This is a genomic window from Sandarakinorhabdus cyanobacteriorum, assembly GCF_002251755.1.
Taxonomy (GTDB): domain Bacteria; phylum Pseudomonadota; class Alphaproteobacteria; order Sphingomonadales; family Sphingomonadaceae; genus Sandarakinorhabdus; species Sandarakinorhabdus cyanobacteriorum.
Genome location: NZ_NOXT01000116.1, coordinates 47,214 through 70,315, shown reverse-complemented (window position 1 = coordinate 70,315; position 23,102 = coordinate 47,214). Strand labels below are relative to the sequence as shown.

The 23,102-nt window shown below is 66.8% G+C and carries 20 protein-coding genes; 8 read left to right on the top strand and 12 right to left on the bottom strand.

From position 1 onward, the window contains the following. Positions 1-188: 188 nt before the first annotated feature. The gene (gene topA, locus CHU93_RS11830; protein ID WP_094474294.1) at positions 189-2,756 is read left to right on the top strand and encodes a type I DNA topoisomerase; all 2,568 of its coding nucleotides are present in this window, start codon (positions 189-191) and stop codon (positions 2,754-2,756) included. Between the two features lie 13 nt (positions 2,757-2,769). On the opposite strand, the gene CHU93_RS11825 is transcribed toward topA, so the two are convergent. The 3 genes from CHU93_RS11825 to CHU93_RS11815 form a co-directional block, all read right to left on the bottom strand. Beyond that, the gene (locus CHU93_RS11825) at positions 2,770-4,047 is read right to left on the bottom strand and encodes a metal-dependent hydrolase family protein (protein WP_094474292.1); all 1,278 of its coding nucleotides are present in this window, start codon (positions 4,045-4,047) and stop codon (positions 2,770-2,772) included. A gap of 219 nt (positions 4,048-4,266) precedes the next feature. Then, positions 4,267-4,692: a CoA-binding protein gene (locus CHU93_RS11820; RefSeq protein WP_094474290.1), complete on the bottom strand. Its 426-nt coding sequence runs from the start codon at positions 4,690-4,692 to the stop codon at positions 4,267-4,269. A gap of 1 nt (position 4,693) precedes the next feature. Further along, the gene (locus tag CHU93_RS11815; RefSeq protein WP_094474288.1) at positions 4,694-5,722 is read right to left on the bottom strand and encodes an Mrp/NBP35 family ATP-binding protein; all 1,029 of its coding nucleotides are present in this window, start codon (positions 5,720-5,722) and stop codon (positions 4,694-4,696) included. A 125-nt stretch (positions 5,723-5,847) separates the two neighbouring features. Between CHU93_RS11815 and hflK the strand changes: the two genes are divergently transcribed. From hflK to CHU93_RS11800, 3 genes are all read left to right on the top strand, one after another. Next, positions 5,848-6,945 carry an FtsH protease activity modulator HflK gene (gene hflK / locus CHU93_RS11810; RefSeq protein WP_086115334.1) on the top strand — a complete coding sequence of 366 codons (1,098 nt, stop codon included), beginning with the start codon at positions 5,848-5,850 and terminating at the stop codon, positions 6,943-6,945. An 18-nt stretch (positions 6,946-6,963) separates the two neighbouring features. Continuing rightward, positions 6,964-7,812 (top strand): protease modulator HflC, encoded by an 849-nt coding sequence (gene hflC, locus CHU93_RS11805; protein ID WP_086116111.1) that lies wholly within the window; start codon positions 6,964-6,966, stop codon positions 7,810-7,812. A gap of 94 nt (positions 7,813-7,906) precedes the next feature. Further along, entirely contained in the window at positions 7,907-9,460 is a 1,554-nt protein-coding gene (locus CHU93_RS11800; RefSeq protein ID WP_094474312.1) for a Do family serine endopeptidase, read from the top strand. 55 nt (positions 9,461-9,515) lie between these two features. Here CHU93_RS11800 and CHU93_RS11795 read toward each other — a convergent pair whose 3' ends face one another. The 5 genes from CHU93_RS11795 to CHU93_RS11775 all read right to left on the bottom strand — a co-directional run bounded on the left by CHU93_RS11795 (position 9,516) and on the right by CHU93_RS11775 (position 14,583). Then, positions 9,516-10,670, bottom strand: coding sequence for an N-acetyltransferase (locus CHU93_RS11795; protein WP_094474286.1), 1,155 nt, complete (start codon positions 10,668-10,670; stop codon positions 9,516-9,518). A gap of 41 nt (positions 10,671-10,711) precedes the next feature. Beyond that, a complete protein-coding gene (gene lptG / locus CHU93_RS11790) occupies positions 10,712-11,800 on the bottom strand; it encodes an LPS export ABC transporter permease LptG (protein ID WP_094474310.1) in 1,089 nt (362 codons plus the stop codon). A gap of 5 nt (positions 11,801-11,805) precedes the next feature. Then, positions 11,806-13,020, bottom strand: coding sequence for an LptF/LptG family permease (locus CHU93_RS11785; RefSeq protein WP_094474284.1), 1,215 nt, complete (start codon positions 13,018-13,020; stop codon positions 11,806-11,808). A 92-nt stretch (positions 13,021-13,112) separates the two neighbouring features. Beyond that, on the bottom strand, positions 13,113-14,327 hold the full coding sequence (spt, locus tag CHU93_RS11780) for a serine palmitoyltransferase (protein WP_094474282.1): 1,215 nt from the start codon (positions 14,325-14,327) through the stop codon (positions 13,113-13,115). Positions 14,328-14,331: 4 nt separating this feature from the next. Continuing rightward, positions 14,332-14,583, bottom strand: a complete 252-nt coding sequence (locus CHU93_RS11775; RefSeq protein ID WP_086116114.1) for an acyl carrier protein — start codon at positions 14,581-14,583, stop codon at positions 14,332-14,334. 80 nt (positions 14,584-14,663) lie between these two features. Between CHU93_RS11775 and CHU93_RS11770 the strand changes: the two genes are divergently transcribed. Beyond that, positions 14,664-15,221: a Pycsar system effector family protein gene (locus tag CHU93_RS11770; protein WP_094474280.1), complete on the top strand. Its 558-nt coding sequence runs from the start codon at positions 14,664-14,666 to the stop codon at positions 15,219-15,221. Here the strand turns inward: CHU93_RS11770 and CHU93_RS11765 are convergent. Both CHU93_RS11765 and CHU93_RS11760 read right to left on the bottom strand, forming a co-directional pair. Next, on the bottom strand, positions 15,216-16,118 hold the full coding sequence (locus CHU93_RS11765; protein ID WP_207759272.1) for an NAD-dependent epimerase/dehydratase family protein: 903 nt from the start codon (positions 16,116-16,118) through the stop codon (positions 15,216-15,218). The two genes, CHU93_RS11770 and CHU93_RS11765, sit on opposite strands and share 6 nt — an antisense overlap. Positions 16,119-16,234: 116 nt before the next feature. Continuing rightward, positions 16,235-17,986 carry a fatty acyl-AMP ligase gene (locus CHU93_RS11760; RefSeq protein ID WP_094474278.1) on the bottom strand — a complete coding sequence of 584 codons (1,752 nt, stop codon included), beginning with the start codon at positions 17,984-17,986 and terminating at the stop codon, positions 16,235-16,237. Positions 17,987-18,108: 122 nt separating this feature from the next. Between CHU93_RS11760 and CHU93_RS11755 the strand changes: the two genes are divergently transcribed. Beyond that, entirely contained in the window at positions 18,109-18,663 is a 555-nt protein-coding gene (locus CHU93_RS11755; RefSeq protein WP_094474276.1) for a regulatory protein RecX, read from the top strand. Here CHU93_RS11755 and CHU93_RS11750 read toward each other — a convergent pair. Together CHU93_RS11750 and clpA are read right to left on the bottom strand one after the other, a co-directional pair. Beyond that, positions 18,648-18,851: a hypothetical protein gene (locus CHU93_RS11750; protein ID WP_133064394.1), complete on the bottom strand. Its 204-nt coding sequence runs from the start codon at positions 18,849-18,851 to the stop codon at positions 18,648-18,650. The two genes, CHU93_RS11755 and CHU93_RS11750, sit on opposite strands and share 16 nt — an antisense overlap. A gap of 72 nt (positions 18,852-18,923) precedes the next feature. Continuing rightward, complete coding sequence (clpA, locus tag CHU93_RS11745; RefSeq protein ID WP_094474306.1) at positions 18,924-21,278, bottom strand: ATP-dependent Clp protease ATP-binding subunit ClpA; 2,355 nt, start codon at positions 21,276-21,278, stop codon at positions 18,924-18,926. Between the two features lie 245 nt (positions 21,279-21,523). On the opposite strand from clpA, the gene CHU93_RS11740 reads away from it, so the two are divergent. Continuing rightward, positions 21,524-22,288, top strand: a complete 765-nt coding sequence (locus tag CHU93_RS11740; RefSeq protein WP_165768717.1) for a phosphatase PAP2 family protein — start codon at positions 21,524-21,526, stop codon at positions 22,286-22,288. A 13-nt stretch (positions 22,289-22,301) separates the two neighbouring features. Beyond that, entirely contained in the window at positions 22,302-23,072 is a 771-nt protein-coding gene (locus CHU93_RS11735; RefSeq protein WP_094474270.1) for an acid phosphatase, read from the top strand. Positions 23,073-23,102: the final 30 nt, after the last annotated feature.

Sequence of the window (23,102 nt, the reverse complement as noted above, 5' to 3'; positions counted from 1 at the left end):
TCCGGCGCGGTGCTCAGCTGAGTTAATGGAGGTGCCCAGGTTGGGGGACGGCCAAATGTGGACCATTCCGGATTGAGACGGATCGTTCAGAACCCCAGAGCGTGATGTTGGCCATGGTCCCTGCGACCACACCCCCCTTGACGCCCGTCGCAACCCCGCCCCACCCTCGCGCGTACACGTGAGGATATATGCAACTCGTTATCGTTGAATCGCCGGCCAAGGCGAAGACCATCAACAAATATCTGGGCAGCGGCTATGAGGTGCTGGCCAGTTTCGGGCATGTGCGCGATCTGCCGCCGCGCGATGGATCGGTGGATCCGGAGGCGGATTTTGCCATGGAGTGGGAGGTTTCGGCCGACCGCACCCGGCAGCTGACCGCCATCCGCGATGCCGCCAAGCGCGCCGATCAGGTGATCCTGGCGACCGACCCTGACCGCGAGGGGGAGGCGATCAGCTGGCATCTGCTGGAGGTGTTGAAGGCCAAGAAGGCGTTGCCGAAGGGCGGCGCGCGGCGGGTGACGTTCAACGAGATCACCAAGGCCGCGGTGACCAAGGCGATGGCCGCCCCGCGCGATCTGGATCAGCCGTTGATCGATGCCTATCTGGCGCGGCGCGCGCTGGATTATCTGGTGGGCTTCACCCTGTCTCCGGTGTTGTGGCGCAAGCTGCCCGGCGCCAAGAGCGCGGGCCGGGTGCAATCGGTGGCGCTGCGCCTGGTGGTGGAGCGGGAGCGCGAGATCGAAGCGCACGTGGCCCGCGAATATTGGCGGGTGGAGGCCGAGATGATCGCCCCCAACGGCGCCACCTTCAAGGCGCGCCTTGCCGTGCTGGACGGCAAGAAGCTGGGCCAGTTTGATCTGAACGATGCTGCAGCCAATGCTGCGCGGGAAGCCATTGAGAAGAATGGCTTTACGGTGCGCACGGTGGAGACCAAGCCGGTGAGCCGCAACCCGGCGCCGCCGTTCACCACCTCCACCCTGCAGCAGGAGGCGGCGCGGCGGCTGGGCTTCACCGCCAGCCACACGATGCGGATGGCGCAGAACCTCTATGAGGATGGCCACATCACCTATATGCGCACCGATGGCGTGCAGATCGCGGCCGAGGCGTTGAACGCCGTGCGCGATCTGATCGCGCGGGATTATGGGGCCAAGCCCGAAGTGCTGCCGGAAAAGCCGCGCTTTTATGCCACCAAGGCCAAGAACGCCCAGGAAGCGCATGAGGCGATCCGGCCGACCGATTTCTCGCGCCGGCCGGGGCGCGGGGATACGGATGCCGAGCGGCTTTATGCCCTGATCTGGAACCGCACGGTGGCGAGCCAGATGGCCAGCGCCCGGCTGGAGCGCACCACGGTTGACCTGTTTGATGATGATGGCCGCCATGGGTTGAAGGCGACCGGGCAGGTGGTGATCACGCCGGGCTTCCTCGCGCTCTACACCGAGGCGCGGGATGAGCCGGCGGACGATGATGAGGACGGCGCCCGCCTGCCGCGCCTGGCCGGCGGGGATCGCTGCGCATCGAAGAGCGTTCAGGCGATCCAGAGCTTCACCGAGCCGCCGGCGCGCTTTTCGGAAGCGACGCTGGTCAAGCGGCTGGAGGAACTGGGCATCGGCCGGCCATCCACCTATGCCTCCATCCTGCAGACGCTGCGCGACCGCGCCTATGTGCGGGTGGAGAAGAACCGGTTTTTCGCCGAGGAGAAGGGCCGGCTCGTCACCGCCTTTCTGGAGCGGTTCTTTGCCCGCTATGTCGAATATGATTTCACCGCCGGGCTGGAAACCCAGCTCGATGATGTGTCGGCCGGCGATGCCAGTTATCTGGAATTGCTGCGGGCGTTCTGGGCGGATTTCAAGCCGAAGACCGCCGAGGTGATGGAGCAGCGCCCGTCGGACATCACGGCGGCGCTGGACGAATATCTGGCGCCCTTCCTGTTTCCGGACAAGGGGGACGGGGTGGACCCGCGCCTGTGCCCGCGCTGCGCCGCCGGGCGGTTGAGCCTGAAGACCGGGCGGTTCGGGGCGTTTGTGGCCTGCTCCAATTATCCGGAGTGCAAATACACGCGGCCCTTTGCCAGCGAGGGCGGAGCACAGGCCAATGATGGCCCGGTGGAACTGGGCACCGATCCCGACACGGGCGAGATGGTGACGCTGCGTTCGGGGCGCTTTGGCCGCTTCGTGCAGCGCGGGGAGGGCGAGAAGCCGGCCCGCGCCTCCATCCCCAAGGATGTGGAGATTGCGGGGCCGGAGGATCTGGGCTGGGCGCTCAAACTGCTGAACCTGCCGCGCCAGATCGGCCCGCACCCGGAAACCGGCGAGCCGATCACCGCCAGCATCGGCCGTTATGGCCCCTATCTGGCGCACGCCGGCAAATATGCCCGGCTGGCCAACACGGCGGAGGTGTTTGAAACCGGCATGAACGCCGCCGTGGTGAAGCTGGCCGAAGCCGCCGCGGCCAAGGCCAATGGCGGGCGGCCGGTGCGCGGCGCGGCGACGGCGCTGGCCGAACTGGGCGCGCATCCCGAAAGCGGCGCGGCGGTGAAGGTGCTGGCCGGCCGTTATGGGCCTTATGTGAGCGACGGCACCACCAACGCCACCCTGCCCAAGGGTGCCGAACCGACGGCGGTGACGCTGGAGGAAGCGGTGGCCCTGCTCGCCGCCCGGGCAGCGGCGGCCCCGGCCAAGAAGGGCAAGAAGGCGCCGGCAAAGAAGGCCGCAGCCAGGAAGCCGGCGGCGAAGAAGGCGGTGAAGAAAAAGGCCTGAGGCGGCGGGCCGCCTATTCCACGACCTTGCCGCGCGCCATCACCCAGCGCACCTGGGCCAGTTGCCTGGCGTCCACCGTCGGGTCGCCATCGGTGGCGATGATGTCGGCGGCTTTGCCGGGTTCCAGTGTGCCGATTTCAGAAGACAGCCCGAGCAGGTCGGCAGCGCCGGTGGTGGCGCTGATCAGCACCTCGCGCGGGGTCATGCCGCCAAATTCGACCATGTCGGCGGCTTCCTGGCCGTTGCGGCCATGCTCGAAGACGCCGGCATCGGTACCGAAGGCGATGCGGGCGCCGGCGGCGCGGGCGGCGATGATCTGTTTGCCGCGGCGTTCGAGGATGGCGCGGACCTTGGCTTCGACCACAGGCGTGTAGGCGCCGCTGCCGAGCCGTTCGGCGGTGGCGCGGAACGGCAGCAGGGTGGGGACAAGCCAGCCCCCTCCTCCTGCCTTGGCGTTGGCGGCCAGCGCCTTGGCGCCGGCTTCGTCGGTGAAGCTGCCATGTTCGATGGAATCGACCCCGGCTTTCGCTGCCGCCTCGATGCCGCGCGGGCCGTGGGCGTGGGCGGCGACCTTGAGGCCGAGGCTGTGAGCGGTCGTGACGATGCTGCGCATTTCATCGTCGGTGAAATGCTGATCGAGACCGCGGCCCTGCTGGCTGAGCACGCCGCCGGTGGCAGTGAACTTGATCACATCGGCGCCGCGCTGGCTGGCTTCGCGCACGCGGGCGGCGCATTCGGTGGCCCCGGTGCAGGTGTTGCCCTGATCCAGCGCGTCGTTCACCGCCGGCAGGAAGCCCGAGGTGTCACCATGGCCGCCGACGATGGAGAGAGCCGGCCCGGCGGCGAGGATGCGCGGGCCGGGGAATAGGCCGGCGTTGATGGCATCGCGCACGGCAAAGCCGGCAAGGCGGGCGCTGCCGAGATCGCGCACGGTGGTGAAGCCGGCCCTCGCGGTGATGCGGGCGTTTTTCAGGCCAAAGGCGACGGAGAGTTCCGGGCTGTCCACCGCTTCGCGCCAGAAGGGCGTGCCGGGATCGCCGGTCAGGTGCACATGGCAATCGATGAGGCCGGGGGCGAGGGTGCGGGTGGATTGATCGATGACGGTTGCGCCAGCCGGGATGGCGGCGCTGGCCGGCTGGATGGCGGTGATGCGGCCATCGGTGACGATGATGGTGCTGGGGCCAAGGGCGGGTTTGGCAGCATCGGTGATGACGCGGGCGGCCTTTATGGCGATGGTTTCGGCGGCGGCGGGTGATGCCAGCAGCAGGGCGGCGATGAGGGTGGTGCGCATGGATGGTCCCCTATGGTTGGGGACATGGTGCGCCGGGGCCGGGGTGGCGGCCAGTTGCAATGCGGTCATCTTGGGCAGCTGAGGTGGGCCCCTCCGTCAGCCCCGGCCTTCGCCGGGGCTGCCACCTCCCCAAACGAGTTTGGGGAGGACCTGTTTCGGGCGGGTGCGCGTGAAGACGAACGGGTCCAGGGTCCGCGACCCTGGCCGCCGGAGGCATTTCTACGTTCTCGAAATACCCAGCCGGCGCAGTTCGATTTTCGGGCAGCGGTCCATCACCACGGTCAGGCCGGCGGCTTCGGCGCGGGTGGCGGCGGCGGGGTCGAAGACGCCCAGTTGCGTCCAGATGGCCTTGGCGCCGGCAGCGATGGCCTCGTCCACCACATCGGCCACGAATTCGCTGCGGCGGAACACGTCGACCAGGTCGATGGGTTCGGCAATGTCGGCGAGGGTGGCGACGACGGTCTGGCCCAGGATGGACTGGCCGGCGAGCAGCGGGTTGACCGGGATGACGTGGTAGCCGTGGGCGAGGAGGACGCCCATCGCCTCGTGCGCGGCGCGTTCGGGGCGGTCGCTGGCGCCGACGAGGGCGATGGTGCGGGTCTGCCGAAGCAGGGCGGCGATATCGGCATCGGCGGTGAGCGGCATGTCAGAGCCCGACGGTGATCATGACGCTGCGGGCGATTTCGTCAAACTGGGCGCCGGTCTCGCCGCTGACCGGCTGGGCGGTTTCGGACGCGCTGCGCACCGCCATCTGCAGCGGGATGCGGCCAAGGAAGGGCACGCCCATGGCCTGGGCTTCGGCTTCGGCGCCGCCGTGGCCGAACGGGTCGGAGACATGGCCGCACTGGGGGCAGCAATAGCCGGCCATGTTTTCAACGACGCCGAGCACGCGGACATTGACTTCACCGAACATGGCGACGGCGCGGCGGGCATCGATGAGGGCGAGATCCTGCGGCGTGGAGACGATGACGGCGCCATCGGGCTTGAGCTTCTGCGCCAGGGTGAGCTGCACGTCGCCGGTGCCGGGCGGCAGATCGATGACCAGCACGTCCAATGCGCCCCAATCGCATTGTTCGACCATCTGGACGAGGGCGGAGGATGCCATCGGCCCGCGCCAGACGATGGCCTTGTTGGGATCGGTCATCATCCCCATCGACAGCGCCTTGATGCCGTGGCGGCTTTCGGGCTGCAGCCGGTCATTCTCCACCCGGGCGCGGCCGGTGATGCCGAGCAGGGTGGGCACGGAGGGGCCGTAGATATCGGCATCGAGCAGGCCCACCGCCTGACCGGCGCGGGCCAGGGCAAAGGCGAGATTGGCGGCGACGGTGGATTTGCCCACCCCGCCCTTGCCGCTGGCCACCGCGACCAGCTTGCGGATGCCGGGGACGGTGGTGTCCTTGGGGCGGGCATGGCCGGCGGGGGCAGAGGCGCGGTCGGCGGTGAGGATGATGCGGGCGGCCGATACGCCGGGCACGCGGCGGATGGCGGCTTCAACGGTGGCCTGCAGCCGTTCGGCGGCGGTCTTGTCCAGCCCATCAACGGCCAGCACCAGGCCGACCTGGCCATCATCCTTGACCACGATGCCGGCGGCGCGGCCGGTGGCGATCAGGCTGCCGCCGCCCGCCGGATCGGGCAGGCCGGCAAGCGCGGCCGAAACATCATCCTTGATCGCCATGGGGTGAATTTCCGTTCTTTATCCGCCAACAAACGCCGCAGGCGCGCCGCTTGCCCTCGCAATCCCTGTTCGGGGTCGTATATAGTGGTTTCGATTGTAGTGATAAGGTCTGGAAAACGACGCCCATGCCCTGGCAGAACAACAGCGACCCATGGGGTGAAGATGGCAAGCCCGACGATGGCGAGCCGCAGCGCCCGCAGGCGAACAAGCCGGTGAACCCCTGGGGCGACGGCCCGGCGCGCAAGCCGACGCCGATCCGGGGCGGCAAGGGCAATGATTTCGACGATCTGATCCGCCGCAGCCAGGAACGGCTGCGCAGCCAGTTCGGTGGTGGCGGCGGCGGTGGCGGCGGCGGCCTTGATATGGGCGATGGCCGCTGGCTGATGTGGGCGGGCGGGGCGATCCTGCTGGCCTGGGTGGGCCTGACCAGCTTCTATCGGGTGGATGCCCAGGAACGCGCGGTGGTGCAGCGCTTTGGCCGTTATGTCACCTCCAACGGGCCGGGCCTGCATTTCAAGCTGCCGTGGCCGATCGATGCCGTGGAACGCCGCAAGGTGGAACAGATCAACATCATCGACATCAGCTCCAGCGAAGGCGCCAGCGAGAATTTGATGCTGACCGGGGACCAGAATCTGATCAACCTCGCCTATGCCGTGCGCTGGAAGATCCGGAACCCGGAAAATTTCCTGTATGAGCTGGCCGATCCGGAAAAGACGGTGCGCGAAGTGGCGGAAAGCGCCATGCGGGCCGAGATTGCCCGCGCCTCGCTCAATGCCGCGCTGGGGCCGCAGCGCGCCCAGATCGCCGATCAGGTGCGCGACCGCATGCAGGAGCTGCTCGACAGCTACAAGAGCGGGATCGACGTGCGCGGGGTGGACATCAAGCAGGCCGATCCGCCCGCCGCGGTGGACACCGCCTTCAAGGATGTTTCGGCCGCCCAGCAGGACGAGCAGCAATATCTCAACCGTGCCCGCACCTATGCCCAGACGGTGGTGGCCCGCGCCCAGGGCGATGCCGCGGCCTTTGATGCGGTTTATGCCCAGTATCGGCTGGCGCCCGAAGTGACGCGCAAGCGCATGTATCTGGAAACCATGGAACGGGTGCTGGCCAAGGTGGACAAGACCATCGTGGATGCCCCCGGTGTCGCGCCCTATCTGCCGCTGCCCGAGGTGCGCCGCCGCGCCGTGCCCGCCCCGGCCGAAGCGCCGGCCCCGGCCCGCTGAGCCCCAGGAGACAAGATGATGGACAGCCTGATGCGCAATCCCATGCTGCTCGCCGGGGTCGGCTTTGCCGCCGTCGTGCTCGCCATGGCCAGTTTCTACACCGTGCCGGAAACCAAGCAGGCCGTGGTGCTGCGGCTGGGCAAGCCGGAGCGGATCGTGAACGAATATGATCCCAAGGCACCCTTTGGCGAAAGCGGCGCTGGCCTCGCCATCAAGGTGCCCTTCATCGAGGATGTGCGCTTTGTCGACAAGCGCATCATGGACCTCGACATGGACGCGCAGACCGTGCTGTCCACCGATCAGCTGCGGCTGGTGGTGGATGCCTTTGCCCGGTTCCGCATCGTTGATCCGCAGCGGATGGTGCAGACGGTGGGCACCGAGGAGAATGCCGCCGATGCGCTGAAGCGGATCCTCGCCTCAAAGCTGCGCAACGAACTGGGCAAGCAGCCCTTTGCCGCGCTGCTGTCGCCCGAACGCGGCGAGGTGATGGACGAGATCCAGGCCAGCGTGAACACGCAGGCCAAGCAATATGGCGCCGAAATCATCGATGTGCGCATCAAGCGCGCCGATCTGCCGTCGGGCGCAACCCTCGACGCGGCCTATGCCCGCATGGCATCGGCCCGCGCCCAGGAAGCCGCCAACATCCGTGCGCAGGGGCAGAAGCAGGCGCAGGTCGTGCAGGCCGAAGCCGACGCCACCGCCGCCCGCATCTATGCCGACAGTTTCGGCAAGGATCCGGAATTCTATGCCTTTTATCGCGCCATGCAGGCCTATCGCACCACGTTCGAGGACGGCACCGCCACGGTGGTGCTGGGGCCCAACAACGAATTCCTGCGCGAATTCGAAGGCCGGAAGACCAATCGCTGAACGTTCACCGCCGTTCATGCACGGTTAGGCGTGTTGTTCGCATAAGCCGGTCATCCGTCTGCCAACCAGAAAGAGACTCATGCCGAACAAGATCATGCGCAATCTGATCCCCGCCGCCCTGCTGGCCACCGGTGTGGCCGCCATTGCCGTGGCCCAGGCGCCGCAGCAGGGCGTGGCCCAGAATGCGGTTGCCCCGGCCACGGCGATCATGCCGCCCGGTGGCGCGCCGCGCAGCTTTGCCGATCTGACAGCGCGTCTGGCCCCGGCCGTGGTCAATGTTTCCACCACCCAGAAGGTGGAAATCGGCCGCATGCGCCGCTTCCCCGGCCAGCCCGGCGGCAACCCGCTGGAGGAATTTTTCCGCCGGTTCCAGGAACAGCAGGACGGCGGCGAGCCGGTCACCCGCGAGGCGACCAGCCTGGGTTCGGGGTTCATCATCGCCGCTGATGGCTATATCGTCACCAACAACCACGTGATTTCGGCCGGTGAAGGCCGCAACCAGCCGGTGGAATCGATCACGGTCACGCTGGCCGATCGCCGCGAGTACAAGGCGCGCGTGGTGGGCCGCGATCCGCTGACCGATCTGGCCGTGCTGAAGATCGAGGCCAGCGGCCTGCCCTTCGTGCAGTTCGGCAACAGCCAGGCGGTGCGCGTCGGCGATTGGTCCATCGCCATCGGCAACCCCTTTGGCCTGGGCGGCACCGTGACCGCCGGCATCATTTCGGCCCTGCATCGCGACATCGGTTCCGGCCAGTATGACCGCTATATCCAGACCGATGCTTCCATCAACCAGGGCAATTCGGGCGGGCCGCTGTTTGATCTCAATGGCAATGTCATCGGCATCAACACGGCGATCTTCTCGCCCACCGGCGGCAATGTCGGCCTGGGCTTTGCCATTCCGGCCGAACTGGCCAAGCCGGTGGTGGACCAGCTGAAGGCGACGGGCGCCGTCAAGCGCGGCTATCTTGGTGTCGCCATCCAGCGGTTGACCAGCGACATTGCCGACGGCCTGGGCCTGCCCAAGGACAAGGGCGAGATTGTCGCCAATGTCGAACCCAACGGCCCGGCCGGCCGCGCCGGCGTCCGCCAAGGCGACGTGATCCTGAAGGTCGCGGGCCGCGAAGTGGATTATGACAACAGCCTGTCGTACATCGTGGCCACCACGCCGATCGGTTCCACCGTGCCGATCGAGCTGCTGCGCGACGGCAAGCGCATGACGATCAATGCCACCATCGCGCAGCGGCCGTCCGAAGCCGTGGTGGCCCAGCGCGCCGGCCTGCCCGCCAATGATGACGACACGCCGGCCGATGATGCCACCAAGGCACCGGGCATCGAGGCGGCCAAGGCCAGCCTGGGCATCACCCTGCAGCCGATCACCGCCCAGTTGCGCCAGCAGTTGCGCATCGACGACAAGGTGCAGGGCGTGGTGATTGCCGGCATCAGCCCATCGTCTGACGCGGCCGCCAAGGGTCTGCAGCGCGGCGACATCATCCTGAAGATCGGCCAGAAGCCGGTGACGAGCCCGGCCGAAGCCGCCGCCGCCGTGGACGCGGAGCGCAAGGCCGGCAAGGACACGGTGCTGATGCTGGTGCAGCGCGGCAACACCCCGCCCACCTATCGCGGCATCAAGCTGCAGCCGGTGAAATAAGCCGGCGACACTGCCGGGAACGAGGGGGGAGCGGGCGACCGCTCCCCCTTTTTCGTCAGAGTGCGCGTTCGTAGATGCGATAGGTGCGCGTCACATGGCTGTCGATGGCGTCGGCGATGGAGCGCATCGGGCCGTTGTCATCCAGGATCCAGCCGATTTCGCCTTCGCTGGCGCCGAATTCGGCGACGGAGGCGCGGCGGATATATTCGATCATCTGGAACGCCATCAGGCTGGCGACGCGGTGGCCCTGCAGCGACTTCCTTATGCCCATCAGCGGCACACGCATGCGCTTCACGCGTGGCGCGCGCAGCCGCCACAACAGCTTGGCCCAGCCGAACGGGAACAGGCTGCCATTGAGGTCGCGGGTCAGCTCGTTGATGTCGGGCAGGGTGATCATGAAGCCGACGGGCACGCCTTCATATTCGGCGATGCGCACCAGGTTTTCAAAGATGATCGGTTTCAGCTTCTTGCCGACATAGGCGATTTCGGCCGGGGTGAGCGGCACGAAGCCCCAGTTGTCGGACCAGGCGTCGTTCAGGATATCGAGGATCAGCGCGGCTTCCTGGTCAAATTTCGCCTTGTTCACCGGCCGCGTCACCAGCTTGGCGTTGCGTTCGGAAAAGGCGACGATGCGCTGCACCATCTCCGGAAACGGCTGGGCGATCGGCAGTGACCAGGCGTGCAGATCCTTCACCCCCTGATAGCCGCGCGCCGTCACCAGCCGCTCATAATGCGGCAGATGGTGACCCATCATCACGGTGGGCGGCCCTTCAAAGCCCTGCACCAAAAGGCCCGGCTCGTCCCACACCGACAGGCTGAACGGCCCCTGCGCCCGGGTCATGCCACGGCTGCGCAGCCTATCCTCCGCCGCGCCAAACAGTGCATTGGCCACGGCTGCATCATCGATGCATTCGAACATGCCCCAATGGCCGGTGCCGGGGCCACCGCCGGGTGCGCCGGGCGCAATCACCAGCTGATCGACCTGCGCCGAAATGCGGCCGACGACCTGGCCATCCTTCAGCGCCAACCAGAAGGCGGCTTCGGCATGGCCGAACCAGGGGTTGGTCTTGATGCCGCCAATCAGGCCGAGCATCTCGCCTTTCAGCGGCGGCACCCAATGGGGATCGTTGGCATAGAGCGTCCACGGCAGGTCAACAAAGGCCTTGCGGTCGGCCGCGCTCTCGACGCGCTTCAGGGTGATCATGCTCATCGGGCCCTTGGTAAGCGGCAATCAAGGCAGTTTGGGGGCAATCATTCCTCGGTGCGGATCAGCACGGCCTCGCCGATCAGCAGGAACAGGATGAACGGCGACCAGGCCGCCATCAGCGGCGGCACCGTGCCGAAATTGCCCATCGCCAGCATGAAATTGTCGGCCACGAAAAAGGCGAAGCCCAGCGCCATGCCGATCACCGCGCGCACGAACAATTTGCCGGAGCGGGCCAGGCCAAAGGCCGCCACCGCGCCCAGGAGCGGCATCAGCACCGCCGACAGCGGCCCCGAAATCTTGTGCCAGGCCGCCGCCTCCAGCACGTCGGTGGATTTGCCGGCGGCGCGTTGTTCGGCGATCTGCGGCCACAAGTCCCACAGCGGCACGAAATTGGGGTTGATGCTGGCGGTGGTGAACTGGCGCGGCACCACATCGGTGGTGAACAGCAACTGGTCACGCCGTTCCAGCCCGCCGCTCGCCACGTCGAACAGCCGCACCTTGTTCAGCTGCCAGCCGCCCGGTGCCGGTGTCGCGCTGGCGGCCATCACCACCTGCACCAGCCGGTTGCCGCGCCGGTCATAGATGGTGACATCATCCAGCCGGGTGGTGGCGCCCCGGCCGATGACCGCTTCGGCGTGGAACAGATCATCGCCGCCGCGCACCCAGCTTTGCGTCTTGGCGGCCGTCGCCTTGGGCAGCTTGCGATATTCCACCTCCTGCCAGGCCTTCAGCGTGGCGCTGGCCCGTGTGGCGATGCGTTCGTTCCAGGCGAAATTGGCCACGGCAACGCCCAGCGCCGCCAGCATCAGCGGCGCCAGGATATGGTGGGCTGACAAGCCCGCCGCCTTGAAGATCACCACCTCGCTGTTCTGGTTGAGGGTCGCCAGCGTCACCAGCGTGGCCAGCAGCACCGAAAAGGGCAGAAACAATTGCACGATCTGCGGCGCGCGCAGGGAGACATAGACCCACAGATCGGACTCGGTGTTGCCGGCCGCTGCGAGCACCTTGCCGCTTTCCGACAACAGATCCAGCGACTGCAGAATGACGGTGAGGCCGATGATGAAGGCCGCCACCCGGATCAGGAACATCCGCGCCGTGTACCAGGCGATGGTGCGGGAGGGGAACAAGGCCATGCGGATCACCCTGCCGACAGCACATCATCGGCCCAGCTCTGCCGGCGCACCAGGCGCGCCGCCAGGCCGGTGACCAGGCCGCTGATCTTGCCGAACCAGCGGTCGAGCGCGCCGATGGGCTGGCCGCCCGGCCGGCACAGCACGCGGAACATCCACAGCGCCAGGCCGAGGAACAGGGCATAGGGCACCCATTGCGCCAGCACCGGATCAACCCGGCCCAGCGCGCCCATGCGCTCGCCATATTCGGTGAGCTTGTGGAAGGTGACGAGCGCGATGATCGACAGAAACACCCCCAGCGCCGAGGTGGAGCGCTTGGGCGGCACCGCCATGGCGACGGCGAGGAAGGGCAGCACGAACATGATCACGCACTGGACAACACGCCGGTGGAAGGTGGCCGCAGCGCTGCGGCGCAGATCGGCCGTGTCGCCATTCCACATGCTGCGCAGCAATTCGGGCAGCGTTGCTTCCAGATTGCCTTCGCCGCGTTTGCGGAAGGCGACCATTTCCGGCAGCGGGATCGGCACATCATGCTGGGAAAAGCTGAGCACGCGCGGGGTGGCCCCCGGCGACGGGCTGTGCACCAGCGTGCCATCGCGCAGGCGCAGCAGGATGGTTTCGGGATCGTCGGTGGCGAGGAAGCTGCCGCGCGCCGCGGTGGCGGCGATGGTCTGGCCATCCTTGCTGCCGCGCACGAACAGGCCCCTGAGATCGGCGCCGCCTTCACGGGATTCCTCCACCCGCAAGGTCATGCCGCCGCCCAGATTGGCGAATTCCCCCACCTTGATCGACGCACCCAGCGCGCCCGAGCGCAGTTCAAAGCGCAGATTCTCATAGGCATAGCGGGTGACCGGCTGCAGCCAGCCGACAATGCCGAAATTCACCACGGCAAACACGCCGGCAAAGATGAACGGCACCCGCAGCAGCCGGCCATAGGAAATGCCGACGGCCAGCAGCGAATCCAGTTCGGACGACAGCGCCAGCCGGCGGAAGGCCAGCAGCGTGCCCAGCATCACGCCAATGGGGATGCCGAGCGACAGATATTCGGGCAGCAGATTGCCCAGCATGCGCCACACCACGCTGACCGGCCCGCCTTCGTTGATGACGAAATCGAACAGGCGCAGCATGCGATCCAGCACCAGCAGCATGGCCGCCACCACCAGCGTGCCGATGAGCGGCACCAGGATCAGGCCGAACAGGTAACGATCGATGCGTTTGGTCACGCAGCTGCCCCAGGTGGTGTCTTGGTCACCGGGCGCGCGAACGACCGGGCGGCCATGCTATAGCCGCCCAGCCTTGCTGCGTCATGAAGAAATCAGGCGGGCTCGTGCAAGGCCAGATTGGCCATCTGCGCGGCCTGTTCGAACTTGCCCAGCACCGTGTCGATCTGCGCATCCGAATGCAGGGCGCAGATGGAACAGCGCAGCAGGAACACGCCGGCCGGCGTGGCTGGCGGCCGGCTCATGTTCACATAGACGCCGAGTTCAATCAGCGTGGACCACATCAGCGCCGTGGTTTCCTGATCCGGCATCAGCACCGAAACAATGGCGCTTTCCGGCGTTTCGGTGGCGAGCTTGAAGCCGCGCGCCTTCAGCCCACCGTGCAGGCGGCGGGTGGCTTCCCACAGCCGGGCGCGCTTGTCGTGCGCGGTCATCAGCTTGCGGATGGAGGTGGCGGCGCTGGCCACCACGGCCGGCGGCAGCGAGGCGGTGAAGGTATAGGGCCGGCAGACGAGGCGCAAAATCTCGAACTTGGGATGGTTGGAGACGCAGAAACCGCCGACCGTGCCCACCGATTTGGAGAAGGTGCCGACGACGAAATCGACATCATCGGCGACGCCCTGTTCCTCGTACACGCCGCGGCCGTTGGGCCCGAAAAAGCCCATGCCATGCGCTTCATCGACCAGCAGCATGGCGCCATGCGCCTTGGCGATGGCCACCAGTTCGGGCAGCGGCGCGATGTCGCCCAGCATCGAATAGACGCCTTCCAGCACCACCAGCTTACCGGCTTCGGGCGGCAGCCGCTTCAGCCGCTTTTCCAGATCGGCGGCATCATTGTGGCGGAAGCGCACGATGTCGGCGTTGGACATCTTGCAGCCATCATAGATGGAGGCGTGGCTGTCGGCATCGAGGATGATGAAATCGCCCTTGCCGGCCAGCGTGGAGACCATGCCGAGATTGGCCTGGTAGCCGGTGGAGAACACCATGGCGTGGGACATGCCATAGAAGTCCTTCAGCGCTTCCTCGCACTCCTTGTGGGTCTGGTAGGTGCCGTTGAGCACGCGGCTGCCGGTGGTGCCGGCGCCATAATCGCGGATGGCGGCCTGGCCAGCGGCCACCACATCGGGATCGAACGTCATCCCCATATAATTGTAGGTGCCGAGCAGGATGGTGTGCTGGCCCTTGATGATGGCTTCGGTGGGCGACAGCACCTTGTCCATCACGATGCCGAACGGATCGCGGATGCCGGCCGACAGCAGCCCGGCATGTTCGGCGATCAGAGGATCAAACTTCGACAGAAGATCGGTCATGGCCTCAGCCCTTCTTCGTCACCAGGCCGTGCACAGCATCGGCGACCTGGCCGATGGTTTCCAGATCGGGCAGCATGTTCAAGGGGATCAGGATATCCCATTCGTCTTCCATGCTGGCGACCAGATCCATGACGGTGAGCGAATCCATCTCCATGTCGCCGGCAAAGGTCGTGGCTTCGGTGAGCGCCACCTTCTTGGCATTCAACGGTTCGATCAGTTCGATGATGCGGGCATAAACCCCGGCGCGGTCAGTCATGATGGCTCCATCCACAAGCGTTGCGGGCTCTTTGCCCCCACATCATGGCCAAATTGCGGAACTGTTCATCTGGTGCCATCATGCCGCGCATGGGGGACATGACCGATATCAGCATGGATGCCGCGGCCGACGGGGTTCCTGGGGCGTCGCATGCCAATGCCATCCACCTGATCCGCACCATGCAGGCGCACCACGTCACCCTGTCGGCCATGGCCGATCAGAAGGCCAACATCATCATCGGGGTGAATTCGGTGATCTTTGCCCTGGTGGTGAAGGAGGCCGCACACAACCCGGCGTTGCTGGTGCTGGCGGCCAGTTCGGGGTTGGCGGCCGTGTTGTGCATGCTGGCGGTGGTGCCCTCCATCGGCCGCCCGCCCAAGGGGCCGGCCGCGCCACCCAACCTGCTGTTCTTTGACGGCTTCACCCAGATGAGCGAGGCGGCCTGGATCGACTGGCTGGAACGCACCAACGCCAATGATCATGCCATCCAGATGGCCATGGCGCGCGATGTCTATCAGCTGGGCCAGGTGCTGGCGCAAAAGAAATACAAATATCTCGGTTGGGGCTATCGCGTGTTCATCGGCGGCCTGATCGCCACCTTTGCGATGTTCGTGGCGCAAACCGTGCTTGCGCTATAGCCAGCCGCGGGCGCGGTAATCCCGCACCGTGTCGGCCAGGCCGGCCGCGAGATCGATCTGCGGCTGCCAGAGGCCGGCCAGATGATCATTGCCGCCGCGCGCCACCCAATCGGGATGGGCCAGATAACGGGCGCGATCGGGTGTGAGCTTGGGGATCAGCCGCGATGCCGCCAGCGCGGTGAGCAGGCCGCCGGGGATCGGCAGCACCAGCGGCCGGCGACCGAGCGCGCGGCCGATGGCGCGGGCAAAGCCGGCGTGGCTGTGGCCGCCCTGGGCACCGGCGCCATCATCGATTTCAAGCACGGTGCGGCTGGGCCCTGCATCGGCCAGCGCCAGCAGGGCGCGGGCGAGATCGTTGACATGGATCAGGCTGATGCGGGCCGCCGGGCCGCCGGGGGCGACGCCCAGGCCGAACCGCGCCAGCGCGAACAGATCACGCATTTCGGCATCGCCGGGGCCATAGACACCGGGCGGGCGCACGATCAGCCAATCGCCGTCGCGCGCCTGAACTTGGCGATCGCCGGCGGCCTTGGAGGCGCCATAAATCGACAGGCCGGGTTCCCGTGCGGCCAGGCTGGAAACATGGACAATGCGCGGCACGGCGGCGGCTGCGGCCAGCACATTGGCGGTGCCGGTGACATTGCCGGCGTGGAAACCGGCGGCATCAGGCGCGTTCACCACGCCGGCAATGTGCAGCACGGCGGCGGCACCATCGCAAAGCCGGGCGAGGGCGTGCCGGTCGTTAAGATCGCCCAGCACCCATTCGACACCGGGCTGCGGCGGCTGCGGCCGGCGGGTAAGGGCGCGGACGGGGCGGGCGCCGGCCAGCGCCAGCACGCGGCGGCCGACGAAGCCGGTGGCGCCGGTGATGGCGAGGGGGGGAATGTCAGCGGTCATCGTTCAACAAACCCCAACCCGCTCATGCCGAGCTTGTCGAGGCACCACGCCGGCTGTGGTGCGTGCCTCGACAAGCTCGGCATGAGCGGGTCTGGTCTTGTCCGGGGCGCTGCGCGTCAGGCCGCCACTTCAAACGGCTGAATCTCGCCCGACAGATATTGCAGCCGCGCCTTGGAGCGCGACAGCTTGCCCGACGAGGTGCGCGGCAGGGTGCGCGGCGGCACCAGTTCGACCACGCTGCTCATGCCGGTGATCGCCTTCACCTTGGTGCGGATGGCGTCGCGCAGCTTGATGCGCTCGTCATTGTCGCTGGTGCGGCACTGCACCAGCACCGCCGGCGCTTCCTCGCCCGAGGGGGTGGTGATCGAGAAGGCGGCAATGTCGCCGGCCTTGAAGCCGGGCAGCTGCTCGATCGCCCATTCGATATCCTGCGGCCAGTGATTCTTGCCGTTGATGATGATCATGTCCTTGGCGCGGCCAACGATATAGATCGAACCATCCTTCATATAGGCCATGTCGCCGGTGTCGAGCCAGCCGTCGGGCGACAGCGCCGCCTCGGTGGCTTCAGGATCGCGGAAATATCCGGCCATCACGCCCAGCCCGCGCACGAACACACGGCCGATCTTGCGGTCGGGCAGGACGCGGCCCTTCTCGTCGCGCACCTCGATCGTCATGCCCGGCACGGCCTTGCCGCAATTGACGATGGCGCGATAGCGGGTGGGCAGCCGCTGATCGGCGCGGGCATCGCCCGCCGCGCCCGACAGGGTGCGCTCGTCGATCAGGTCGCAATGGATGCCGTCACCCGGCGGCATGATCGTCACCGCCAGCGTGGCTTCGGCGAGGCCATAGCTGGGCAGGAAGGCGCTGGCCTTGAACCCGGCCGGCGCGAAGGCATCGACAAAGGCCTGCATCACTTCGGGGCGGATCATGTCGGCGCCGTTGCCGGCCACGCGCCAGCGCGACAGGTCATAACGTTCGGCCACCGGGATCGAATGGGAAATGCGGCGGGCGCAAATGTCATAGCCAAAGGTCGGCGAATAGCTGAGCGTCGCATCCTTGTTGCGGCTGATCAGCGTGAGCCACGACAGCGGCCGGCGGGCAAAATCCTCGGTGGCGATATAATCGACCGACAGCTGGTTCGCCATCGGCGACAACATGCAGCCCACCAGGCCCATGTCGTGATACCAGGGCAGCCAGCTCACCACGCGGTCGCCTTCGCCCACCTTCATCATGAAGGCATGGCCGGCCAGATTGGCCAGCAGCGCCTCGTGGGTGACGGCAACGCCGTGCGGGAAACGGGTGGAGCCCGAGGAATATTGCAGATAGGCGATGTCGGTCGGCTTGGCCTGCGGCAGCGCCACCACCGGCGCGTCCGCTGCAAACCATTGCGACCAGTCGTGCGCGGCGCACTTGCCGGCGGCAGCTTCGGCCACCATCGGATAAAGGCCGGTGGGGGAGAGCACCATCACCGGATCACAGCTGTTCAGCTGCACGCGGATCTGATCGACATAGGCATCGCGGCCGCCAAAGCTGGTCGGCAGCGGCAGCGGCACCGGCAGCGCGCCGGCATAGATCGCGCCGAAGAAGGCGGCGGCGAAACCGGCACCGGTTTCGGCGATCAGGGCAATGCGGTCACCCGGCTGCACGCCTTCGGCGATGAAGTGCATGGCATAGCGGCGGGCATCGGCGGCCAGCTCGGCATAGGGATAGACACGGACGAGATCGGCGCGGGCATCGTGGAAGTTGAAGCCCTTTTGCCCCTGCGCGGCATAATCCAGCGCCTCCACCACGGTGCCGAAATCCGATTGGCGCATCGGGCGGCCATCATCGGTCGGGGTAGGGCGCAGCGTTGCAGCCGTGTCAGCCATGGTCTTCTCCCTTGCACCCCGCCCGAAATTCGACCCAAATGGCGGGGGAAATATTCTTGTCCACTCTCCCTCTGGCACGCTGGGGCGTTCAAAATCCGGCCCGATCATGGCAGGAAAGTGGCATGACCGATGAAAGGCGCCCGCAGCCCAAGGCCCCACGCCGGGCCCCACCGCCGCTGAACGAGGCGCAGTTGCGCGAACTGGCGCTGCATTATGCCGCCCGTTTTGCCACCACCAGGGCCCGGCTGCAGCGCTATCTGGCGCGCAAGCTGAAGGAACGCGGCTGGTCCGGCGAGGCCCCGCCCGATGTGCCGGCGCTGATCAACCGGCTGGCGGCGCTGCGCTATGTCGATGATGCCGCCTATGCCGGCATGAAATCGCGCGCCATGGCGGCGCGCGGCCTCGGCCCGCGCCGGGTGGCGGCGCAACTGGCCGCCGATGGGGTGGATGTGGATGATCGCGGCGACGGGCCCGACGAGGCTGAAGCGCTGGCAGTGGCCATCGCCTTTGCCCGGCGCAAGCGGCTGGGGCCGTTCGGGCCGGCGGATGCCGACCGCGCGACGCAGCAGAAGCAATTGGCGGCCATGCTGCGGGCCGGCCATGGCATGGCGGTGGCCCGCCGCGTGCTGGCGGCCGGGTCAACCGATGATCTGGAGGCGGATCAGTTCAGCAGCTGACGGGCGCCGCCGGACCAGCTGATCACCAGGCCCAGCGCCTTGCCCATGATTTCGCCGGTCAGCGCAAAGCGTTGCGGGCGCGGATCGCCGGCATCTTCGAAGGCCAGGGTCAGACGCGGCTCGGCGGCCACAACCGCCGCCACCACCAGCATCACCATGCCCAGCCGTTCGATCACCATGCGTCCCATGGCCCGAGTCCCGCCTTCAACCTTGTCCTGCTGCCGCTCATGCCGCGACGGGCCTGAGCGGCAGATGAACGGTCATGCCTCTTCGGTTGGCGCCGGCAGCGCCTTGGGCGCCCGCCTCGCCTTCAGCTTCTTGATCGCCGGCACTATCTCGAACGACAGATCATCGTCCTTCACGTGCACGCGCACCTCGCCGCCGTTGACCAGCTTGCCGAACAGCAACTCCTCGGCCAGCGGCTGCTTGATCTTCTCCTGGATCAGGCGGCCCATCGGCCGCGCACCATAAAGCCGGTCATAGCCGCGCTGGATCAGCCAGGCCTTGGCCTCTTCGGTGAGGCTGATGTGCACCTCGCGGTCGGCCAGCTGCAGTTCCAGGCCCAGCACGAACTTGTCGATCACCATGGCAACCACGGCCGGCGGCAGATAGCCGAACGGCACGGTGGCATCGAGGCGGTTGCGGAATTCCGGGCTGAACAGCTTCTTGATCGCTTCCTCGTCCTCGCCCACGCGGGTGGTGGCGCCAAAGCCGATGCCTTCGCGCGCCATGTCGGCGGCCCCGGCATTGGTGGTCATGATCAGGATGATGTTGCGGAAATCCACCGTCTTGCCGTGGTGATCGGTCAACTTGCCGTTGTCCATCACCTGCAGCAGGATGTTGAACAGATCGGGGTGGGCCTTCTCGATCTCGTCCAGCAGCAGCACCGAATGCGGCTGCTGATCGACCGCATCGGTCAAGAGGCCGCCCTGGTCAAAGCCGACATAACCGGGAGGCGCACCGATCAGCCGGCTGACCGAATGGCGCTCCATATATTCCGACATGTCGAAACGGGTGAGCGGAATGCCCAGGATGGTCGCCAGCTGCTTGGCCACCTCGGTCTTGCCGACCCCGGTCGGGCCGGAGAAGAGATAGCAGCCGATCGGCTTGTTGGGTTCGCGAAGCCCGGCGCGGGCCAGCTTGATGGCGCTGGCCAGCTTCTCGATGGCGGCATCCTGGCCGAACACCACGCGCTTCAGATCGGCTTCCAGCGTGGCGAGCTGGGCCTTGTCGTCGGTCGAAACGCTCTTCGGCGGGATGCGGGCCATGGTGGCGATCACCGCCTCCACCTCCTTCACGCCGATGGTCTTCTTGCGCTTGTGCTCGGGCAGCAGCATCTGGCTGGCACCGGTCTCGTCGATCACGTCGATGGCCTTGTCGGGCAGCTTGCGATCGTTGATGTAGCGCGCCGAAAGCTCCACCGCCGCCTTGATGGCATCGGGAGTGTATTTCAGCTTGTGATGCTCTTCGTACGACGGGCGCAGGCCCATCAGGATCTTCACCGTGTCCTCGATGCTCGGCTCGTTCACGTCGATCTTCTGGAACCGGCGCAGCAGGGCGCGGTCCTTCTCGAAATGATTGCGGAACTCCTTGTAGGTGGTCGAACCGATGCAGCGGATCGCGCCGGATGACAGCGCCGGCTTCAACAGGTTGGATGCGTCCATCGCGCCGCCGCTGGTGGCGCCGGCACCGATCACCGTGTGGATTTCATCGATGAACAGCACCGCATCGGGCAGCTTTTCCAGTTCGGACACGACATTCTTCAGCCGCTCTTCAAAATCGCCGCGATAGCGGGTGCCGGCCAAGAGCGCGCCCATGTCGAGGCTGTAGATCACCGCGGGCTTCAGCACATCGGGCACCTGGCCCTCGATGATCTTGCGGGCCAGGCCTTCGGCGATCGCCGTCTTGCCCACGCCCGGATCCCCCACATAGAGCGGGTTGTTCTTGGTGCGCCGGCACAGGATCTGGATGGTGCGGTCCACCTCGGCGCTGCGGCCAATCAGCGGATCGACCTTGCCGTTCTTCGCCTTATCGTTGAGGTTGACGGTGAACTGCTTGAGGGCGCTTTCGCTGCCCTTCTTCTCGGTCTTCTCCGCCTTGGCCGGCTTTTCCTCCGGCTCGTCCTTCTCGGCACCGCCGCCGGCCGCACCCTTGGGCGGCTTGGCTTCGGACTGGCCGGACTTGGCGATGCCATGGCTGATGAAGCTGACGGCATCGAGGCGCGTCATGTCCTGCTGCTGCAGGAAGAAGACGGCATGGCTTTCGCGTTCGGAAAACAGCGCGACCAGCACATTGGCGCCGGTCACTTCCTCGCGGCCCGATGATTGCACGTGCAGGATGGCACGCTGCACCACGCGCTGGAAGCCGGCGGTGGGCGACGGATCGATGCTGGCATCGGCCTTCAGCGCGGTCAGCTCGGTATCGAGATAGCGGATCAGCTGGCTCTGCAGCTCTTCCAGATCAACATTGCAGGCCTTCATCACCTGGGCGGCATGCGTGTCGGTGGTGAGCGCCAGCAACAGATGTTCCAGCGTGGCATATTCGTGCGTCCGGCGGGCAGCTTCGGCCAGAGCGTTGTGGAGGGTCTTCTCCAGTTCCCGTGTGAACGAGGGCATCAAATTCTCCGGGGCGCTGTTTCGGGGGGAAATCAGCACCATTGCCGGCCCGGCCAGATGTCGGGCCTTGTCCCCAATGTCTGCCCGGCATGGCCAAACATCAAGGGGCAAACGGCCCAGCTGGCCGCTTTTATAGCTGTGGCATGGTCGCACAGGGGTCGCACAGGGACCGAACAGCCCTTGGCGCTGGCGTGGCCTGCGGTTTTTTCTGGCCAGATGGCCGGCCGCGAAGGCAGAATGAAGCCATGGGGACAATCCGAACATCATCTGCCCGGCTGCTCACCGCCATCGCCGGCCTGGTGCTGGCGGTGCCGGCCAGCGGCCAGGGCCTGGCGCAGAAGGGCGCTGCGCCCTATCTGCCGCAGCCGGCGGTGACCGCCGTTGTCAGGCAGCTGCCGCCGCCACCGGCACCGGGCAGCGCGGCCGAGCGCGAGGATCGCGCCGCCTATGCCGCCGCCGCCAGCGGCATCGGCAGCCGCGACTGGCAGCGCGCCCGGGCCCAGCGCTCGCTGAATCTGCCAGCCTATCGCCAGCAATTGAGCTGCGCCTTTGGCCGCCAGCTCGACGCCAAGCTGACGCCGCATCTGGTCACCCTGCTCAGCCGCAGTGCCCAGGATGCCCGGCGCGCCGTCAACGCCGCCAAGGACAAATTTGCCCGCCCGCGCCCGTTCACCACCGATGGCGGTGAGGCGTGCGATCTGATGGGCAGGCCGGGCAAGCCGGCCGATCCGGATTTTTCCTACCCGTCGGGCCATGGCACCACGGCGGCGCTGTGGGCGCTGGTGCTCGCCGATGTGACACCGGCCCGGGCCAGCGATTTGGACGCGTTCGGCCGCGACACCGGCAATCTGCGGGTGGCCTGCCGGGTGCACTGGCCGTCGGATATCGCGGCCAGCCGCACCCTGGCCGGCCTGTTGCACCGCCAATTGTCGGCCAGCCCGGCCTATCGCGCCGATCTGGCCAAGGCCCGTGCCGAGGCGGCGAGTGCGCCGCCGGCATTTTTCTGCTGATGAAAGGGACGCCATGCGCCTGATCCTGCCCCTGTTGCTCACCGCCAACGCGGCCGCCGCCCAGCCGGCAGCCCCTGCGGCCCCGCCCGCAATGACGGGCAGCGCCGCCCCGGCCGGCTATGTCGAACGCATGCAGCCGCTCAGCATGCTGCGCCTGTTGCCGCCGCCGCCCGCGGCCGGCAGCAGCGAGGCCGAAGCGGATGAATTCGTCTATCGCCAGAGCCGCAAGGGCATCGGCGGCCCCGAATGGCAGCGCGCCATTGGCCAGTTGAGCGTGACCAGCCCGAGCTTCGTCAAGGCGATCAGCTGCGCGCTGGGGGCGCAATTGTCCGCGGAAACCACGCCAGCCACCATGGCCCTGCTGCGCCGCGCCGGCACCGATCTGGGCCGCGCCGTGTTTGCCGCCAAGGAACATTACAAGCGCCAACGCCCGTTCACCACCGATGGCGGCAAGGCCTGTGATCCCGATCATGCCAAGGATGGCGGCAAGCCCCTGGGCTTTGCCTATCCGTCCGGCCATGCCGCGGTGGGCTGGCTGTGGGGCCTGATCCTGTCGGATGCGCGGCCCGCGCGCAGCACCGAGATCCTGAAGTTCGGCAAGTCCACCGGCGATCTGCGCATCGCCTGCCGGGTGCACTGGGCGTCGGACGTGGTGGGCGGGCGGCTGATGGCCACCGCGCTTTACCAGCGCATCGAGGACACGCGCGATTACAAGGCCGATCTGGAAAAGGCCCGCGCCGAATTGAGCCTGGCCCCGGTGCCGGAAGGCTGCCCGGCGACCTGACAGCAAAAGGAGCGCCGGCCGGCTGGCCAG

Bases quoted from the DNA above. Each gene is read 5' to 3' on its own strand.
- topA (WP_094474294.1), top strand. From the start codon at position 189: ATGCAACTCGTTATCGTTGAATCGCCGGCCAAGGCGAAGACCATCAAC.
- CHU93_RS11825 (WP_094474292.1), bottom strand. From the start codon at position 4,047: ATGCGCACCACCCTCATCGCCGCCCTGCTGCTGGCATCACCCGCCGCC.
- CHU93_RS11820 (WP_094474290.1), bottom strand. From the start codon at position 4,692: ATGCCGCTCACCGCCGATGCCGATATCGCCGCCCTGCTTCGGCAGACC.
- CHU93_RS11815 (WP_094474288.1), bottom strand. From the start codon at position 5,722: ATGGCGATCAAGGATGATGTTTCGGCCGCGCTTGCCGGCCTGCCCGAT.
- hflK (WP_086115334.1), top strand. From the start codon at position 5,848: ATGCCCTGGCAGAACAACAGCGACCCATGGGGTGAAGATGGCAAGCCC.
- hflC (WP_086116111.1), top strand. From the start codon at position 6,964: ATGGACAGCCTGATGCGCAATCCCATGCTGCTCGCCGGGGTCGGCTTT.
- CHU93_RS11800 (WP_094474312.1), top strand. From the start codon at position 7,907: ATGCGCAATCTGATCCCCGCCGCCCTGCTGGCCACCGGTGTGGCCGCC.
- CHU93_RS11795 (WP_094474286.1), bottom strand. From the start codon at position 10,670: ATGAGCATGATCACCCTGAAGCGCGTCGAGAGCGCGGCCGACCGCAAG.
- lptG (WP_094474310.1), bottom strand. From the start codon at position 11,800: ATGGCCTTGTTCCCCTCCCGCACCATCGCCTGGTACACGGCGCGGATG.
- spt (WP_094474282.1), bottom strand. From the start codon at position 14,327: ATGACCGATCTTCTGTCGAAGTTTGATCCTCTGATCGCCGAACATGCC.
- CHU93_RS11775 (WP_086116114.1), bottom strand. From the start codon at position 14,583: ATGACTGACCGCGCCGGGGTTTATGCCCGCATCATCGAACTGATCGAA.
- CHU93_RS11770 (WP_094474280.1), top strand. From the start codon at position 14,664: ATGCCGCGCATGGGGGACATGACCGATATCAGCATGGATGCCGCGGCC.
- CHU93_RS11765 (WP_207759272.1), bottom strand. From the start codon at position 16,118: ATGACCGCTGACATTCCCCCCCTCGCCATCACCGGCGCCACCGGCTTC.
- CHU93_RS11760 (WP_094474278.1), bottom strand. From the start codon at position 17,986: ATGGCTGACACGGCTGCAACGCTGCGCCCTACCCCGACCGATGATGGC.
- CHU93_RS11755 (WP_094474276.1), top strand. From the start codon at position 18,109: ATGACCGATGAAAGGCGCCCGCAGCCCAAGGCCCCACGCCGGGCCCCA.
- CHU93_RS11750 (WP_133064394.1), bottom strand. From the start codon at position 18,851: ATGGGACGCATGGTGATCGAACGGCTGGGCATGGTGATGCTGGTGGTG.
- clpA (WP_094474306.1), bottom strand. From the start codon at position 21,278: ATGCCCTCGTTCACACGGGAACTGGAGAAGACCCTCCACAACGCTCTG.
- CHU93_RS11740 (WP_165768717.1), top strand. From the start codon at position 21,524: ATGGGGACAATCCGAACATCATCTGCCCGGCTGCTCACCGCCATCGCC.
- CHU93_RS11735 (WP_094474270.1), top strand. From the start codon at position 22,302: ATGCGCCTGATCCTGCCCCTGTTGCTCACCGCCAACGCGGCCGCCGCC.